We start from the raw sequence: 19296 nt of genomic DNA on the forward strand, positions 1-19296 counted from the left end.
TTTGTTTGGTTTCTGAGGGTGAGCCAATCTTTCTTTCTTGGTCGACTTCCTTATACAATAATAGTAAACAATTCTATTAAAAGAAATAAAAATTTACGATAATTTAGGTCGTAAGGCAACAGGTTGAAAACGATTATCTGGTTTCAATGTGGAATTAATAATAGAAGGGTGCTCTTTTGCTCTTACAGGCTAGCTAAAATACTTTTTAAGCAGCCATACTTCTGCATTCTTGTGCACAGAAATGACATATTTCAGCACATTCCTGACAATGGCGATGATGTGTATGTTGAGCACATTCATTGCCACATGCTTCACAAATATCGGCACAAAGCCTGCATATATCGATGGCTTTTTCACTTCCCAAGCTCATAAGTTGTGCCGCACTATAGCAAATGGCGGCACATTCCATGTCGAGTTGTATACAATTAGCCATCATGTTAACATCTTCTTCTTTGGTACAAGAAGATGCACAGTGATTACAGATTGCTGCACATTTTAAGCATGCCTCAATGCAGCTTTGGAATGAATGGTAATTTTTCATAATGATATTCCTCTCGTCGTTTGTAACACATTCAACTTCAATATATCAAGTTCAACATATCAAGCTGGTAAAATGTTTTGATTTTATTCAAGTTCCTTTCTTTCAATGAAGAAAACCAATTTGTTATTTTAATGTTAAGTTATTCGGATGATTAATATTTAAATAATATTAGGCAAGATATTTGCTTTTTAGAAAGCGATATCAGGATTGGTATAAAAACAAATATATGATTGCACCTAGACTTCGTCGACTGAGAATAATAAAAGATTTTCTCTTGAATGACCAACACCTTCCACATTGGATGGTTCTCTTGGCAGACATGGTAATTATCTACATGTCTTTTACCTTGGCTTTTGGGTTAGTAAATTTGTTCGATTTTCAAAACATTGACTTTAGTCAATACATTATCTATACAGGCGTTTATTGTGCCGTCGCCTTACCGGTAGTCTATTTCGGACGTTTACACACAGGTTTATTGCGATATTCTAATACAAAAGATTTGTTTCGGATCTTTGCCGCAACGGTTACTTTCAGTGGCTTATTTTATGTTGCTATGCTACTGTTCGGCAAGTCAGTAATTGGCGGTAGCGTTCAAAAGTTTGGGCTAATTCTTATTGTAAACTTTTTTATATGCACTTGCTTACTTGCATCGTTACGCGTCTTTGCGAAAAGCGTCTTTTTTATTTTGACCAGAAATGTATACAACAAAAAACTACACAGAGTTTTGATCTTCGGTTCCGATAAAAATGCCGTTCTATTGAAGCATGGTCTTGAAAGCAATCGCGATGTCAATTATCGTGTTGAAGGTTTTATTGATACCGATCCGACAAGATTAAATAGTTATCTTGAGCAAAAAAAGGTTTATAAACCCGACAGTCTTGAACGTTTGGTGAATCGGAAACGGATTGATGAGTTGGTTGTGGTTAATGAGGGTTTAGATAAACCAAACAATAAAGAAATAGTCGAAAGGGCGGTGGGGCTAGGTTTGAAGGTTCTAACCGTGCCACCAGCAAATCAATGGCTCTCTGGTAAACTTGATAAAAAGCAGATTAAAAATCTACGTATTGAAGATTTATTGCAACGCGACCCTATTATGATCGATCAGACAGAAGTTAGAAAAGATCTTCAGGGAAAGAGAGTTTTGATTACGGGGGCAGCAGGCTCAATCGGTTCGGAAATTGTCCGCCAGGTTTTGTCTTATGGACCGTCATCGTTAATCTTATGTGATAATGCTGAATCTCCTTTGCATAATGTACAGTTGGAGGTAGAAGAAGACTTTCCTGATGTGAAGGTTTTGCTGTTTGTGTCTGATGTTCGTGATTATCATCGTATGGAGGAAATTTTCGAGAAACACAGACCTCAGGTTGTTTATCATGCTGCGGCCTATAAACATGTTCCGTTGATGGAAAATAATCCCTTTGAGGCGATTAATGTGAATGTACGTGGCTCCAAAAATCTAGCAGATCTGTCTGTGCGTTTCGGTGTGAAAAAATTTGTAATGGTTTCGACCGATAAGGCTGTAAATCCAACTAATATTATGGGTGCGAGTAAGCGCTTGGCGGAAATATATATTCAGGCTCTCAATAGCTATCTCGATGGTGAGACAAGCTTTATCACAACCAGGTTTGGCAATGTATTAGGCTCGAATGGTTCTGTTATACCACGATTCCGCTCGCAGATTGAGAAAGGAGGCCCAATTACAGTGACCCACCCCGAGATTACTCGTTATTTCATGACCATTCCAGAGGCTGTACAGTTAGTTCTCGAAGCTGGAACAATGGGTACAGGAGGTGAAATTTATGTGTTTGATATGGGCGAGCCGGTTAAGATTGTTAATATGGCTAAAAAGATGATTAAACTTGCTGGGTTGGAATTGGATAAGGATATCAAGATTGTATTCACAGGTTTGCGTCCGGGAGAGAAACTTTACGAGGAATTGCTGGCTAGTGCTGAAGAGACGATCCCGACACATCATGAAAAAATTAGCATTGCACGAGTTCGCAGTTATAAATACCAGGAGATAGCAGAGGAAGTTGAAGATTTGTTGGAAATCAATAAATTACAGATCAAAGAAAATACGGTTTTCAAAATGAAGCAGATCATTCCCGAATTTAAGAGTAAGAACTCTGAATTTGAGAAGCTAGACCGGCGGATTGAAAATAATCTGAAACGTATTGATACTGCAAAAGCTTAATTAAAACCCACATAATTTTAATATGAAATTGAAGCTAACGCTTGCAACCATCGTTGTGTCTTTACTTTTTATATCAACAGTTTCTGCCCAAAAGCGGGAACTACACGTGATCTCTCTCAAAAACCCCAAGCAGCTGCATGAATTCTTTCGCTACGATGCGGATGCGACGGTTGTTATCAGTGGTCATCGGGGTGGGATGATAGCAGGTTTTCCTGAAAACAGCATCGCTACATTCGAAAATACACTTCGTTATACACCGGCATTTTATGAAATTGACCCACGCCTAACGAAGGACAGCATTATTGTTCTGATGCATGATGCAACATTGGACCGCACGACGACAGGAAACGGTAGGTTAGCAAACTATAACTTCGATGAACTGAGTCGGTTTCAACTGAAAGATAGAGACGGTAATGTAACACCCTACACAATACCAACCCTGAAAGAAGTCATTGAATGGGCAAGAGGTAAGACGATTCTAAACTTAGACATTAAGGACGTTCCACCTACGATGATGGCTGACCTGATTAAAGAGCTCAATGCAGAAGCTTTTGTGATGTTAACGGTTCACTCACCAGCACAAGCATTATTTTATCTTGAAAAGAATCCACACAGTATGTTCTCGGCTCATATCAAGAGCGTAGAGCAGTTTCATGAATACGATGAAGCTGGAATCCCTTGGAAGCAGGTCATGGCTTATATTGGACCTGAGGTGAAGCCTGAAAATAAGGAGCTTTATGATTTGTTGCATGCCAAAGGGGTAAAATGCATGATATCTTCGGCATCGACCTATGATAAATTAGAAACCAAAACTGCGAGAGCCGAAGCGTATAGAGACATTGTCGCCGATGGAGCAGATGTTTTGGAATCTGATTATCCTATCGAAGTCGCTGAAGCTATTTCGAGTGAATAAGATTCGTATATAAACTGGTTATTATAGCCTTCTGAAATGTATTAACATCGTCAGTAGGAGGTATATTTATTCCGTTTGTGACGACGATAAAACCATATTTTTCATCTGGGTTGAAAAACATGGCACTGTATAGGCCATAAGCCGAACCGGTGTGCCCGGTGAGCGTTACTCCGTCGATTAAGTCTGAAGATTTTAGTAAAGCCAGTCCATAGCCATCTTCAATTGCTACCGGTGTCTGCATTATTTTCGCGCTTTCCTCGGAAATAATTTTTGTTCCGACCACTGAACCAAAATGCATGTGCATAGTCATGTACTTTGCGAGGTCTATTGCTGAAATTTTCATTCCACCGGTTGGAGAAAAAACAGGAGTGCTATAGCCCATCGTATAGTTTGCAATTTCTTCAGACCTTGGCGCATAAGCTGATGGTGAAGGGGTGAATTTTTTCGTGTCTGGGTCATAGCTATAAAGAGTCACAAAACGATTGCTATCTAACGCATTTACATTGTAGCCTCCGTAGAGTCTCAGAGGGTCTAATATTGTTTTTTTGATATGTTTATCAAACCGTTCGCCTGAAATTCTTTCGATGATGGTTCCGATCATATTGAAACCAAGATTGCAGTATTCGTAATCTGTACCAGGTTCATAGTCATTATAAGATGATGCCCAATCAGGGTTTTTGTTGGGATTAATGATGTCAAGGTTGAAATAACCCTCTGAATCGCTAATGCTGGATGTATGTGAAAGTGCCATCCGCAAGGTAATAATCGTATTAGGGAATCTTGGATTTCTTACTTTAAAGCCAATCAGCTCACTCAAATCATCATCGAGGGATGCTTTACCCTGTTCGACCAGCTGCATAACCGCTGTCGCGGAGAAGGATTTTGATATAGAAGCAATCCGGAAGATATCACTCGTTTCCAATGGTTCCTGAGTTTCTAAATTACGGTAGCCAAAATTATTTGAATAAATAATGTCCTGATCTTTAACAACTGCAACCGCGATGCCTATTGCATCAAATTGTTCCATGATGGAATGTATTTCTTTTTCCGTTTGTTTAATCGCTGCATCAGAAGGTTTGCTTTTTTGAGCAAACACGTGAGCTGAGAAAATGGTGAGCAGGATACAGATCGTTCGTCTTTTCATAAACTAGGTTTTTATTTAAAGGAATTATTTTAAGGGAGTTAAATGTAACATCTTTTTCCTATCAGAGCAAGAAATTTTTATTTAATTAAAGTGGTTGAGGTCTGTTCTACGTAATATAATATATATGTTAAAATATATTTAATTTATTCTTAAGATAAATGTAGCAAAAAGTCCGATATTAGCGTTTTAGAACTAAACATAAACAATTACTTAAATTTAACAGAATATGTGGATTGCTGCTGCAGTTGGAGCGTCCGTTTTTGGCATTTATGCTTGGACCAGATATAGAAAATCTAACTTAACGAAACTCGTCGAACTTAATATTGGTACAGAAAACGGATATTACTACCTCATCGACGCCCGGAAAAAGAAACCTGTTGTTGAGCCTAAAGAGAAAATTATGCTGACATTGGGACTTACCGCACACGTACTTTCATCACTTCATCGAACAAAACATCCTGAAAAGCAACATATTCTGAATTTTCTGTCGTCAACCACTGCTGAGAATCTTAGTCAGGCCGAGATCAACAAATATTTTCGGCGCGAGTTTGCATTCGAAATATCGGCGAGTTTGGGCAAGGTTAAGAAAAAATCAATCAGAATTAATCTATATGCTGATGCGGAGGGGGATTTAAAAGTTGATTACAAAGAGCCAATATCATTGGTGAAGTATCAATTCCTTTTCTCTGTTGCTTCCTTTATTATGCTTATTTTAGAAACCTTGGACATTAATGAACAGGAGTCTCTGCGAAAATCGTTAAACTATATTTCCAAACAATATTTAAGTGTAAAGGAGACTCTGAATGGTGTGTCGACGGATGAGATGATTAAGAATGCATACGCGGCAGGTCATGAACCTGAAACTTTTCTGGATATAGAAATCGGATAAATACCTGGTAAACTCAGTTTGTGGTATTTTCTTCCAATTGGATCCCTACGCGCAGTGAACGTAATCCATGAACTCCCTGCAACTCTTCAAGTTCTACGTCTTCTAAGTCATAGAGAAGCATCCCTTTCTTTTGGAGATAGCTTATGGAGTTTTTGAATTCGCGGATTTCATTAGGACTGAAATACACTAACGCTATTTTTCCTGGTTGTGTCAAGCGCTCATTCGTCCCCTTGATGCGGACTTTATCAATTCGCTTTTTGACCATTTCATATCGTATGTTATATGCCCCTTCGACATCGAAACGTCGTTCATCGATACGAAAGCTAATGTCGATTGGTGAAGAGTTGACAAAGATCAACTGAGTTGTCTGGAGGGGAGTTTCCATTTGCTCTATCAGACTGTGAGTTACCCTACCGATGGCTGCCATAGAGGTAAGTTGCCACAATCGTATATTCTTTAAATATAGTATATTAAATGGTTTTTTCGGCGCTATTGATTGTCCGATGTAAATATCATACTCTACACCGTCCGATCTGAATTTTTCGAAATAACAAGGGTAGGAGTTCTGTATTTCATCATTAAACATCTCGAGATATGAATTGACGGCTGTATTGATAAGCTTGATAGATGATTCGAGAGCACGACGGTTTTTGAAAGCTTCTCCCGTTTCGGGGATCAAGGCATTTTCATAAGCCCTGATAATTTCACCTGCTTGTTTGTCGTGCGATTTGAAGTATTTCAGGGTTTCAGGCACATCTTTATTTAAAAAGTCACTTACTGACAATTCAATATTGCTCAGCATTTCAGACTCTATCTTGTCAATCCAGCTTTCGCAGACATGGGTGAGCTCTTCCAGGAAAGCAAGGTTACTATAATCGGCTAATTTAAGAAGGACATCGTGCAAGAGCTTCAGTTGGATTTCTAGGTCGGCAGCTGCGGCTGCATTCCTTTCAATAGTAGAATTCCTTATATCAATCGCACCATAAAGCGGATATACTTGTTCGAATTTGATGTCCTGAATAATAGGTTTCGGTTGGTCAGGTACCAAGGCTTTTTTATATTCCCATGCTTTTTTGTTAAACTTCCATTGAACAGCTGGCTGTAAAGAGGTGAATTTTTCTTTAATGATATCGTCAATACTGTTTTCAAAGTCAACCGCGTTATCCCGGAGTATCTGGCCCAACAGTGGAGGCACGTCGCTTAACTTAACTAACAAGCTCTCGTTTAAGATGCCCTCTTGGTGCGTATAGATTTCGAGTGCACCCACTGGTTCGCTGTTGTGATAAACGGGAATAAGCGCGTAGGATTTTATCGGGGAGACTAAAAAGCCTTGAAAAAGTAGATTCACCTTTTCATTGTCATGAGTTGGTAGGTTACCAGTATTAAAAAACAAGATTTCCGGTTCTTTAAGGTATTGGTCGATGATAACATCCATCCGGTCTGTGGGAATATCACTTTTACGGAGCAGATCAAGAATGATGCTATTTTGTTGCGTGAAGCGGTCGAAAACAATATTATCGTTTATCCTTAAGAAGGGGACAAGTCCGAATTCAATATGCGGATTCCCAACGATGGTTTTTAACGATAGGATTAATCGGTCTTCAATCGGGTCTCTTCCCTTCGAATGAATAATGAGGTTTTTAATGTCCTCGAGCGACTGGCTAATGGTTACGTCATCCACGGTCAAAATTGAAAAACCTGAAAATGTGAACTGATCTAAAGGTAACCGGCTCTGTAGATCTCTCCAATCGAATTTTTTTGTACTGAGACTTCTTATCTCTTGATAATTAAGTGTAGGTATCTTGCCGTGGATATGTACATCAATGAATTGATTGTTTATGTTAACACGGTAGTATCTGAGTAAGCCCGTTTTCGGATCGGAGACGGAGCGAATAACTTCGTGTTTTTGGTTGAACGTGATACCATAAAGTTTTTCGATGATCAACGAATAAAACACTTGTCTTTGCTTATTGCCAGCCTCCTCATTTTCTTGGTCGATTCCTTTTAACTTGTTGACCACCTCGCAATACTGTTCTTGCAAAAGATTATAGAATGGTTCGGTACCATAGAATATACATTGCCCGATAGGAGCGGCGAGTGCCCAATAGGTTTGTGATTCATCTTGAATGGGTGACGTGAGGCATTTGTATATAAGAGAAAGCTCTTCTTCGAAAAGTGATACGTTATCTGTTCGTATTTCGCCATGTTTTTCTATTGCACTTTCAATCCTTTGGAGAACTTCCATTAAAAATGAAGTATTCAGAGCTTGTCTGTTTTTTATTCTTTCTTTCAGATATCTTAAAAAACTGTCGAAAGAGATCTTTATGTCTGCATTTGAAAATGGATAGTCTCCGATTTCAGCAATGTCTAATATGTTTAATTTCATTTTTATTATGCTAAGCCTAATGTCTAAAAGCGGAATCCCATACTAAAATGCGGATACCACCCGTCTTGTGAATGTCCGGCTACCAGTTGAAATACAGCCATCATTGCAGGAGCGTAATATAAGCCACCCCCATAAGTTTGATGGATTGTATCGCTGTTATACCCTTCGCTCCATACCTTGCCTAGATCGTAAAATCCAATCAACCCTAATTGTCCTGGAAGGATAAAGCTACCTACTTTTGCCAGGCGAATTCGTGTTTCAAAGTTATTATAAAACATATGGTTTCCTGCGTACCGGTATTTTCGTGTTCCCAAAAGATTATCTTGTCCTCCTAAGAAATGTAACTGATAAAATGCAGGGTCTCCAAAGGTAACACCTCCGCCGATACGATCAGCAATAACGATGGCATTATTGGCAAATCCTTTGTAAAAACCCATATCGGCGCTTACTTGTACGAAAGAGTTGGACGCGTCATTTAGTCCTGCATAAGCCTTTGCTTTGCTACTAAAAAAGCCTCCTTGGGTAGGGAGTAGATGATGGTTGCGGTTATCGAGATGAAATGCTGACGTCAAGCCGGCAAACGATTTGTCTTTTTCAATGTCGTAACGATCGTGACTGTGAAGAATATCTTCTTGAAGTATTAATCGACCTTCATTCTTTGAAGGGTCTAAACTGTAATATTGAAATGACGGACCGATCTTAAAGGATCGACCTTCTTGGTTCCATTGCAATGTTGGCTCCAATTCATATAAATTAAAACGTGCACGATAATAGCTGGAATTTAATGATTTGTCGAATTGAGAATCATTGCCTAAACCAAAAAAGTTCTGTGTATTGTTTGGTACAAATGCATAGGCATTTACAACGAGATCTGCCTTGCCAATAAGGTTTTTCCAGTGACCTTCGTAGTCGACTTTAAACGAGCCGGTTTTTAGCGCACCGGAGACAAGAACCTTTTGTGAATGAGTGAAGGGAGTCTTTCTGAAACCCCGTTGATGAACATATTTGAATCCTGCACCTAAAAGAATCCCATCATCAAGGTTGTAACCGATTGACGCAAGTGGCATCGTCACATTGTAAAGATTCACAGGTTCGAAACGTGTGTGTGTGCTATCGGCGGAGATATGGGTTTTTAGCTGTTTTTTATCTCCGAGGTAGGTCGAATTCGTTTTCGCCAGGTCATAGAGATGAACTTTCTTGTTTGCTTGTTTAATGTCAATGACTTTATTTTCCTGACCACCAACAATTCGTAATCGTATCGGTGAGTTTGGTGCATCCATTGCAACACTATCGACCCCGTCAGATAAATACAAGTTAATTCGTTTGGTCGTGTCAGGATGGTAGACCCTGTTCATCAGTTCTTTTTTGATTTCACCTTCCTTATTGATCTTATTTACCAAAATCCGCATTGCTCCATCTGTTTCATCTGTGATTTTGACCCGTTCGTTTTTATTCGAGAGACGAATGTCAACTATTGAATTGACAAACTGATAATATTCATCCATTGCCTCAGGAATGGCATCGCGCCTTGCTGAGAGTGTCTTAAAGAGCTCTTTGCCTCTAAGTTCAACGGAAGAGCTTGGTAAGCTATGCACGCTCTCCCATAATACGCTGTCGGTTACATTGGCTACGAATTCATTTGTCAGGCTCATCCATTCATCATAGCTTAATTGCATTTTTGGATGTGCATCCAAAAAGTCAGACTTATACATTGAATAATTCATGTTTCGGACGTGATCATCAAAGCCCTGGATAGTGGGGACGGCCCATTTTCTAGATACAATGGAAGGAAAAAGACCCTCCATTAGCCGAATAACCTGATCCCGATCTCTCGGAACAACGCGGTAGTCTTTGTCTTTACCTTCTTTTTCATCTACCCAACGGTATTGATCTTCATGTCGATCCCAGTCACCGATTAATAAATCCAATAACCTGGATCGGAAAAAGGTTTTTGCCCCGAAAGTATCGTCATTGTCATTGAATACCTTCTCGACCATTTTTATTGAGTTGTCAGAATCACCCAAGGGTTCACGTTCCTCTAATAAATTTAAGGTGTTGGCAATTGTTAGATTGTAAACGCCTAATAATGAGTCTGGAGCGACCCATCCGATAACCGGATTGGTATGGGGCACTTTTGCTGCGTTGGCTATTGGTGGAACCATCAACGCGGAGTAGGGATGCTGGGCACTCACCGCATCGTCTATAAAATCGCTTGCGAATGTATGATGGAGTTCTGAAGGTAGTAAAGATTCTGAGTTTTTATTTACACTGCGCAATACCCATTGTTTACCTGTACTGTCTTGTAAACGAATAGAGACTGTCTGCATACCGCCACCTCGCTTGATTGGCGTGAGGCCTCCCTCGATTTCTGAGATACGAAGAATGGGGACCTTTGTTTCTGCGGCCCATTCTTTACGGTAATTTTCACCAAATAGTTTTCTGTGAAAATTATTCCGTTTGTTATATCTAGGGTTTGCTTGGATGACAATGCTATCTCCTTTAATATCATTTAGCGCAGAGTGTTCGTCGATGAGTGATTCGTCTATGTATTGAATCGTATATTTAAATGATTGGCTTACCGAATCATTGTTATATAAATAAAAGCTAACATCAGTATTTCTGTTTTCGAGGAGGTCGACTGTTACAAAACCTTGTAAAGAACTGCCGTAAAGTAGGCTGTCCGCTTTTTTAACATAAGCACTTTTTGCTCCGGAACCACTTACGATTTGATAGTTTCCGTCTTTTCGAATGAACTGTAAGCCATGCTCATGACCGGCTATGAGGATCACATTAGGAAACCCGCTAATCACGTCGGTGACTTTTGAAATCAAATTTTGATATTTCGGATGAGGCATGTCTTCCGGGTTCAAAAAAACGGAAGTACGTAATAGCGGATAAAGCGACCCGACTATCGGCATCGGGATCCAGAGGTTTTCATCGAGTACGGTCAGTGGGAATAGATGATCTTTGAAAGAATAATAACCACCGTGTACACCGTAGCTATGGAAAGGGTGATGAGATGACAGTAAGATAGTCTTATTCCTGTTTTTGTACAATAACTCTTCAAGTCTATCTATAAACTCTTCTTCTGTAGTACATTCACAATCAGAATCAGGACTACTGGTGTCATACGGGAAAAGCCACCACTCGCTGTCATAAGCGATCATAACAGCTTCTGCTGAAATTGGTACTTCAACAGGTCCCGGGCAACCATCTTCGGGGATTAACTTCAATAGTGAGTCGCCCTGCGCTCTAAGGAATTCACCTTGAGCCTTAATTTTGGCTAAACCATCTTTTCCCATTCGATCCCAATCATGATTGCCGGGAATAAAGAATACCGGAGCGCCCTGTGCTCTCATGGGTTCAAATTGTGATCTTAGAATGTCTTTGGTCGACGCTTCTTCGGGACTCCCTGGCAGACCGATTCCGCGAGGGTAGATATTATCACCTAAATAAACAACTTGTGTCTTACCGTCAATGACCAGTTCTGCGGCACGTGGGATAATTGTTTCCTGTTTAAAATTGATCTCGCCAGCGTCACCGATAAAAATAATCCGATTGGCAATGTTCTCCTGTGCCAGGGTGTACTCACTAGCGAATAAAAAGACGATTAATATAGTATAAAAATACCTCATTGGGACATTCGGAATTTAAGAATAGTACCTTTTTTAGTTTTGTCACCACCTTCATTACTGATGTATAGATTATGGTAACGATCGAACGCGATGCCTTCCGGCTGGTTGAAGTGTTTGGGATTTAATGGGTAGACAGTTTTTACATTCCAGTCAGCGTCGGTAACAACAAGCATTTTATTAATCGATGAAAGAATATACCATTCATCTGTTTGTGTGTTTTTCGCCAGAGCTGAAGGTCGAAAATCTTTTCCTTTCAGGGTGTGGAATGAATTAATTTGTTCTGAGTCAACCTGGAAATTACTTATAACTACTGGTTTGTTGCCTTTTCTTTCAATAATATAGCCGCTTACGGTGTCCGATTTTTTATCAGCTTTACACTCTTTACATAACACATAAATTAAATCATTCGTGGTGTCGACAGCTACTCCTTCATATTCGTCATCAGGAATTAGACCTTCCGTCTTGATAACATTTTGAATAGTCCCGTTTTTACTATGTTCAAGTGACATCGTGTATAATGTACCATCACTTTTCAGAACTACGATTTCCCGCGAAGTTGCCGCAATACCCTCATAATCTCCCTTCTTACCAAATTTACTATGTATAATATCTTTTTCACCCGGTTGGAAATGATATAAGGTGCCGGTTTCGTCTTCTATGGCTACTAACATGTCAGAATCACGAAAAGGGAAAGTTATACCTGAAATTTCATGTAATGCATCAATGAGATAAAAAGTTTCCGGCTGTGTTAAATCATAGCCGGCGGGACTGGTATATACAGTTTTTTCCTGTGCACATGATATTAACGCACTCGAAAGTATGGATAACAGAATGACAGTTCGTATTGAATTACGCATATTTTCGTTGCTTTTTATTTTTAAAATAAAGATATGTTTCCTTTTGCGCACGAATCTTGTTTTTGCCGTCCTTTTGTAACGTATCCACCGGAATATTCTGTAGCTCCCGATCAAGTAAAACAGCAGACTCTGTGTCGTTAAGTTGAAATGTAAGAACATCTTTTATTTCCTTTTTAATAGTTTTGTCATAAATAGGAAAACACACCTCAATGCGGTTGTGTATATTACGGTTCATCCAGTCGGCCGAACCCATATACATCTGTTCATCCCCGTTATTATTAAAAATGAATACCCTGCTATGTTCTAGGTAACGATCAACAATTCTTCTAACTGAAATATGTTCACTCATACCATGAACACCCGGTATTAAACGACAGATACTACGGATAATAAGATTAATCTTTACACCAGCGTTGTTCGCTTCGTAAAGCTTGTTGATCAGGTTCTTTTCTTCCAGATTATTGAGTTTAATCGTTATTTCAGCAAACAAGCCTGCTTTAGCATTTTCTATTTCCTGGTCAATAGAGGCTATAAACACATCAGTAAGATTAAATTGTGCAACTAATAAATGTTCGAATTTTAGTTTTGTAGTTTTACTGACACGACGGCGCCTGGACAGAAAGAAGAAGACTTGTTCTAATTCACGCCCCATTTCCCTATGGGCTGTTAATAGGATATGGTCTGCATATACTGTAGCTGTATTTTCGTTCAGGTTGCCCGTGGAAAATAGAGTTAAATAAGGATGTTTTTCAGATTTCTGTTTTATCAGCGCTACTTTTGCATGCACTTTAAGCTTCGGGATGGTGTAAAGTACTTTAATGCCTGCTTTTTGCATCTCTCTAGCCCATTTGAGGTTGTTCCCCTCATCGAAACGAGCCTTTAATTCTACGAAAACGGTTACCTTTTTACCATTTTTTGCAGCGCTTATAAGTGCTTGCAGAATCCTCGAAGACTCTGCGACGCGGTAAATCGTTGTATAGATTTTTTCTACATCTTCATTGATGACGGCTTCATTGAAAAATCGCAGCACGGTATCGTACGATTGGTAGGGCGTACTGATTAGCATATCTTGCTTTTGAATGGACTCGAAGAGGGTAGGACTACCCGGCAGCGTTATGGCAAGAGGAGGTTGTGGTATGTTTTTCCATGCTGGGCGGTCAACCGGAAATGAGAAAAAATCTTTTAAGTTATGGTAACGTCCGCCAGGCATGGTGCTAATCTTCGGAATGGAAAATAGTTCAGCCAGTTCGGTCAACAACTTTTTCGGCATATCGGACTGGTATAGGATACGAGTCGCAAGTCCATAATCGCGTTTTTCTAGTTGCTCTTCAATTTTTTTCGCAATATCGCCTTCGTATTCATTTTCTAAGTCAAGTTCTGCTTCTCGAGTCACTTTAAATGAAAAAGCATTGATATGTTCATGGCCTCTGAAAATATCAGGAAGGTGATGGCGAATAATATCGTCAATAAAAATAATGTAGGTTGTTGATTCATATTGCACTTGAAAGAAGCGCCCGATTTCACCCGAAGGTATTTTCACGATTACCAGTTTCCTGTCCTGCACTTTGTTAAGCGCGACTAGAAAATAAAGTTGATTATTCTCCGGGAAAAAGTTGGTTAACTGCTCTGACCGAACAATTTCTAACGACGAAACAATCCTCGAATAGAAATAATTTTCTGTTTCTTTCAAAACCTCTGATGGAATACCCTCGTTGTATGCTAGATAGACCTGGCTCTTTTTCATTTCGGGGATTACCTGTCCGGTTAATATCTCTCCGTAGCGTTGTTGGTTTTGTAAAATGATCTTCTTGGCTTTCTTGTGAACCTTACTTTCCGGAACAGTAGCATGTTGTTGTTTTGCTTGTTTTTTGATCTTTCTGAGTGCGGATAGTACAGGCATGCGAACACGATAAAATTCATCCAGATTCGAAGAATATATTGCCAAGAAATTGATTCTTTCAAGAAGTGGCACATCCTCTTTAGCTGCTTCATCGAGTATACGCTCATTGAATGAAAGCCAGCTAAGATCGCGGTTGAAGAAAATCTGAGACTCTTTTTGCATTGTATTCTATACATTTACATTGGTCATAACCACGATAATAAAGGCAATGACCGATATGATAAGTCCATACATAAAAATACTGTAAGCCTGTCTTAAAAGCTTAAATTTTCTGCCGAGAACCACTCCCTGTGAGTATACGTCTTTGATCAGCGTTCCGTACAGATAGTCTCGATCCTCCATAACCGCGCGCATCCCGCTATCATAATCCGGTAGTTTCATTTTATAAAAATTACCAAAGAAGAGGAGGTTGACTTTTTTCTCTTTTACTTCGTCAACTGTATGGGTTACATTAGGAATCGACGGTCGCGTCGCTAAGATAGCAAGAACCATGGTGCCCAGACTAGCTGTTAAAAGTATGGCGGTAGGGATAATCAGATGGGCATTATTGTCTAGCTTTCTAAGCAATAACGCGATAACTACCGAAAGGATGATCGAATTAACGGTGATCAAGATATTGGCTTTGTTATCAGCCATATCGCTTAATCGCTGATTGTTGGTTGATGTGATCCGAAACATGGTCTCTATTCCACGATCAGGTCTTTTCTTCTGTTTATTCGAGACTTCCGTGTTTACCAACTCGTCTAGTTCCTTCTGTTTTAACGCATCCAGATTCTCTTGCTTTTTTTTACCGAGTAGTTCTCGACAATAGCTGGTATGGTAGCGATGGTTCTCTAGTAATTTAATCGTTTCACGTCGCCACTCATTTTTATCTACTTCCACACCTGAAGCTTCTGCTTCCCGGCGCATAAGTTTATTTCGGACAGTAAACCAGTCACTTCCCAAATGATATAAATCGGCATCACACACAATTTCCTCTAGCAAGTTCTTTGGGCTTTGCGGCGGTTTAGTAGCTAAAATACAATTTTTTACCTGAGTGATCATTTCCTGGTCAGCCTTGTTCTCTAAAAGAAAAGCTTCTGCAAGGTCGGCCCCTCTAAGCTCGTGACCGGTGCACCCATGTTCATAATATCCAATATCATGAAAATAAGCAGCAATTTTAACGATTGCGGATTCTCTCTTTTCCAATTGATAGTGATTGGAAATCTTTCTTACAGCTTCAACTACTTCACGCATGTGAATGCTGTTGTGAAAACTTAAGGTAGCATCTTCACGCTTATCAATATATGTCTGAGCATAAGCGGCTGCATCTTCGATTAGTTTGTCGTAGTCCATGCTATATTTTGTTTTTAAAAAATACCTACAAGGCCAAGCCCGCTAGTTGTGGGAGCTAATGACCACTGAATACCTTTCAATTTATTAAAGGGGTTACTGTAGTGTGTATTATCCATTCGCTTCAGAATGGCTTGCGTACAGAACCATGAAATGGCAGTACCAAATGCCATGTCAGAAAGCCAATGCGAATCAGAGTACATTCGAGATATTAAAGTTAGCCCTCCCGTAGCGTAGAAAGCTGATTTAAGCCAAGGGTTATCTGTTCGGCTCGCCAGGACCAATGCGCTGACCATAGCAATTTGTATATGACCAGAAGGGAAGGAGTGATAGCCAGCTTCTGGTGACATGGGGTCAAAAGCCCATGGGCCTTCATTCGTTGCGGGTCGCGCCCTGCCGACAGCTGTCTTCATCAGCGTTTGTATCGCACCACTGGTTAGATAAGCCGCGCCAAGGATAAGTCCGGTTTCTTTAGCCCATTCATTATTCAAGGCAACACCAGTCAAGTAAAATCCACCAGTAAGAATAAAAGCTGCGTAAGGCTTCCCTAAATGAAAACCAGCACGTTCTATACCGTCCCAAGCACCTGAATTTCTGTTCTGCCAAAATGATCGAACCGGCTTATCCAATAGACTCGTCAGCGCTGTGCCAGCTATTACTCCACCGGTTTTTAACCAGTCGTCACCATCCCATCGCAGGGGGGCAGTAACTGTATAGGCGGTTGCGTCTACAAAGCGAATAGCATCCTTGATATTTGGTCTACTGTTTTCTTTCGCCAGCATTCTTGCACGAATCGAATCGTCTCTTAACCTGATCGTGTCTCGTAATTCGTTGCTATGTTTAATGACGCCTGCTCCAAATAACTGCGTCTGACCCCAAATAAGCAATATTATAAAAAGAACCAGTTCTTTCATTTGAAAAATAGAAAAAGTTAATTGTTAATTGTTATCGTTTTACCACTGCGCCCCTGTTTATTAAATACCTTTAGTTTAACGGTTCCCTTTGCTGGCAAAGCTTCTGTATAGGACTTGCTGTTTAAGGTTGGTTCAGATCCATCCAATGTATAATGAATGCTGAAGTTAGGTGACACCGTATTACAAATAAGTTTATTTCCTGCTATCTGTACACCAGGGTCTGGTATTCGATAATCAAAACCATTGTGAAGTTGATCAAGCCTTAAAAGTTCCTTACGGTTTACCTGAAAAGCAAATTCAAGCCAGTCGTTTTGATAAGAACTCTGCCAGTTATTTACTCCTCTTTTTTCCCATTGAGCTTCAGGTGCCCATGCTCGTTCAGCTAATGCGAGCAAACGAGGTAGAAGCATATATTCGAGTCGTTCATCATGGTCAATCTTTTCTGACCAAAGTCCGCCTTTCATTCCGATAATATTGCTTTTACCTTTTTCGGTCAGATCTTCGAGCGACCTGTTCGTTGTTTTGATGTTTTTGAAGAAGTTTAACGGCATAAAACTAAATGATCTTTCTAAGTCCGTATAGGTCGCCCAATTGTGCCCCGTCTCCTCATAGCTATTATTCCATGCCTGATCCAGATAGAAGTTATTCGCTGGGATAAAGACAACAGAATAGCCTAAGTTTGCCAGCCGATAGGCAAGATCTTCCGCGCCCGCGCCGGCTACATTATTCCAAACGTCGAGTAAGATGTTTTCGTTGGCAAACTCGGGGTTGGGTTGCATTCCTTTGCCGTTGTTGATCATACCAATTTCTTCCCAACCGGCCAGTTGAAGGTTTCTTTCTTTCAGAATAGGGATGAGATTTTTGATATAATAGCCCCAAACCCCGTTGACGGATCTAATAGATTCCTTAGCCATAAGTTCTTTGATCAACGGTGACTTTTCCCAGACGCCACGCGGCACCTCATCTCCACCCAAAGAAATTGTTGTTAGTTTTAAGCCTGCTTTTTCATACATGCTGACAATCTCGTCAATCACAGTCTCTATGAAATGAAAAGTTGAAGGGAGGGCGACATTCATCACGTTATCATTCCAGTACTGTGCTGAACTATATTCAGATTTGTCACCGAAATCTCTTAGCAAGAACTCTTTTGCCTCTTGTTCTTTACCCTGTTTGATAAAAGCGTCGTAGCGCGCATCCATTGCCTTGATGGCTGCGCGAGCATGACCGGGAGTTTCTATCTCAGGAATTACACTGATGTGTCGCTCCGCCGCGAATTTCAAAATTTCCATAAAATCGGCCTGAGTTAGATATTGGCTTTCAAGGGCTTCAGCTCCTGAACCGTATGATGGCTGAATAGATTGCCCGTTTACAAATTTTGCTGACCGCTTACTCCCGATATCGGTTAGTTCCGGGAGGGTTTTGATTTCAAGTCGCCAGCCTTCATCGTCACTAAAATGTAAGTGAAACTTATTTAGCTTATAGGTGGCCATGAGGTCTAAGATTTTCAAAATCTCTTCCTTTGAGTGGAAGTTACGTGCTATGTCCAACATGAAACCACGATAAGCGAATCTGGGCTCGTCTTTAATACGCACGGCTGGTATCTGTATTGAACTTGTTCTTCCTTCTTGCTGGGACCATGTAGAGGCAGGGAAAAGTGCTTTTAGGGTCTGAATACCATAAAAAGCACCGGCTGGATCGGATGCTTTGATGACTAGCTGATTTTTGGAACTCTCCAGACTATAACCTTCTTTTTTAAATCCTTCAGCATAATCAATGCGGATGCTTGAGGATGGGTTTGCATTAGAACTGGTTGGCAAAGCCTTTCCAAATAATTTTTGAAAAGCGAGGTTAAGGTTGTCAGCTTCTTTTTCAAAGCGTGCATCTGTCGAAATTGACGTAGTTGGGCTAATTAAAAAACTGCCTTCTTGTTTTGTCAATTCAGCCGGACGAGGTATCATTAGCCTGTCAACCGAATCTAAATCAGCTAGACTTTCATTCAGTTTAAATTGCTTGGCAAGTGTTTGTAACTGAATGTCCTGATACCCGTGATAGGGGAGTACCTGGTAGTTCGTTATGTCAACGGGCTGGATCTCCTGATTGTCCGAAGCTACATAGAGTCCGGACGGTGCAAAAGTAAAATTGATGACTTTGCTCTTAAACTCAATAGGTATCTTAATCGAATCTCCCGGTGCTATTCCTTGAAAAGCATCTAAAAAGCGAAGTCGGTACAGATCGCCGTTTTCATGGGTCAACGTATAGCCCTGGGTTTTGGAAACATCGATTGAGCGCATTGAATTAAACCAAAGAGACCATTCGTTGCCGAGAATAGAGTCTTGAGACGGGTTGTGAATAACGAACTCAGAAACAGATCGTTTGCCGGCTTTATCTTCTCCCATAACCTTCCATGTTGCGCTGATATCCATTGTGGGCTGCGCCGGCAGTTCAGGTGAACTACAGCCAATAAATAGAAAAATAATTAAAAATCTTAGCGCACTGGCGTAATATGAATTGAGCATGACATTTTTTTCACTAAGTTAAGACTTGTTTCCGTTAATCTGACAGGGTTTCTGTCGTAATAGTGCTTTCTTTGC

12 protein-coding genes are annotated in these 19296 nt (G+C 40.2%); 3 read left to right on the plus strand and 9 right to left on the minus strand.

All coding sequences use genetic code 11. The features are described 5' to 3' along the window. Window positions 1-205 precede the first annotated feature (205 nt). Window positions 206-541 (minus strand): four-helix bundle copper-binding protein, encoded by a 336-nt coding sequence (locus tag D3P12_RS15680; protein WP_118195057.1) that lies wholly within the window; start codon window positions 539-541, stop codon window positions 206-208. 226 nt (window positions 542-767) lie between these two features. Here D3P12_RS15680 and D3P12_RS09840 point away from each other — a divergent pair, with 226 nt between their 5' ends. Both D3P12_RS09840 and D3P12_RS09845 read left to right on the plus strand, forming a co-directional pair. Continuing rightward, window positions 768-2735: a polysaccharide biosynthesis protein gene (locus tag D3P12_RS09840; RefSeq protein ID WP_205941091.1), complete on the plus strand. Its 1968-nt coding sequence runs from the start codon at window positions 768-770 to the stop codon at window positions 2733-2735. Between the two features lie 22 nt (window positions 2736-2757). Then, entirely contained in the window at window positions 2758-3648 is an 891-nt protein-coding gene (locus tag D3P12_RS09845; protein ID WP_118195059.1) for a glycerophosphodiester phosphodiesterase family protein, read from the plus strand. Here D3P12_RS09845 and D3P12_RS09850 read toward each other — a convergent pair. After that, window positions 3632-4792, minus strand: coding sequence for a serine hydrolase domain-containing protein (locus D3P12_RS09850; protein ID WP_118195061.1), 1161 nt, complete (start codon window positions 4790-4792; stop codon window positions 3632-3634). The two genes, D3P12_RS09845 and D3P12_RS09850, sit on opposite strands and share 17 nt — an antisense overlap. Before the next feature lie 226 nt (window positions 4793-5018). On the opposite strand from D3P12_RS09850, the gene D3P12_RS09855 reads away from it, so the two are divergent. After that, window positions 5019-5681, plus strand: a complete 663-nt coding sequence (locus D3P12_RS09855; protein WP_118195063.1) for a hypothetical protein — start codon at window positions 5019-5021, stop codon at window positions 5679-5681. A 13-nt stretch (window positions 5682-5694) separates the two neighbouring features. On the opposite strand, the gene D3P12_RS09860 is transcribed toward D3P12_RS09855, so the two are convergent. The 7 genes from D3P12_RS09860 to D3P12_RS09890 are packed head-to-tail and all read right to left on the minus strand — an operon-like array spanning window position 5695 to window position 19221. Next, window positions 5695-8067, minus strand: a complete 2373-nt coding sequence (locus tag D3P12_RS09860) for a GAF domain-containing protein (protein WP_118195065.1) — start codon at window positions 8065-8067, stop codon at window positions 5695-5697. A 23-nt stretch (window positions 8068-8090) separates the two neighbouring features. After that, entirely contained in the window at window positions 8091-11702 is a 3612-nt protein-coding gene (locus D3P12_RS09865) for a BamA/TamA family outer membrane protein (RefSeq protein ID WP_118195067.1), read from the minus strand. After that, window positions 11699-12559 carry an SdiA-regulated domain-containing protein gene (locus D3P12_RS09870; protein WP_118195068.1) on the minus strand — a complete coding sequence of 287 codons (861 nt, stop codon included), beginning with the start codon at window positions 12557-12559 and terminating at the stop codon, window positions 11699-11701. Before D3P12_RS09870 ends, D3P12_RS09865 begins: the two co-directional genes overlap by 4 nt. Beyond that, complete coding sequence (gene ppk1, locus D3P12_RS09875) at window positions 12552-14621, minus strand: polyphosphate kinase 1 (protein ID WP_118195070.1); 2070 nt, start codon at window positions 14619-14621, stop codon at window positions 12552-12554. Before ppk1 ends, D3P12_RS09870 begins: the two co-directional genes overlap by 8 nt. 6 nt (window positions 14622-14627) lie before the next feature. After that, entirely contained in the window at window positions 14628-15794 is a 1167-nt protein-coding gene (locus D3P12_RS09880; protein ID WP_118195072.1) for a Pycsar system effector family protein, read from the minus strand. Between the two features lie 14 nt (window positions 15795-15808). Beyond that, a complete protein-coding gene (locus D3P12_RS09885; protein ID WP_118195074.1) occupies window positions 15809-16705 on the minus strand; it encodes a phosphatase PAP2 family protein in 897 nt (298 codons plus the stop codon). Between the two features lie 17 nt (window positions 16706-16722). Further along, on the minus strand, window positions 16723-19221 hold the full coding sequence (locus D3P12_RS09890) for a family 20 glycosylhydrolase (protein WP_118195076.1): 2499 nt from the start codon (window positions 19219-19221) through the stop codon (window positions 16723-16725). Window positions 19222-19296 lie beyond the last annotated feature (75 nt).

Origin of the sequence: Pedobacter indicus, from assembly GCF_003449035.1 — a bacterium.
GTDB lineage: Bacteria > Bacteroidota > Bacteroidia > Sphingobacteriales > Sphingobacteriaceae > Albibacterium > Albibacterium indicum.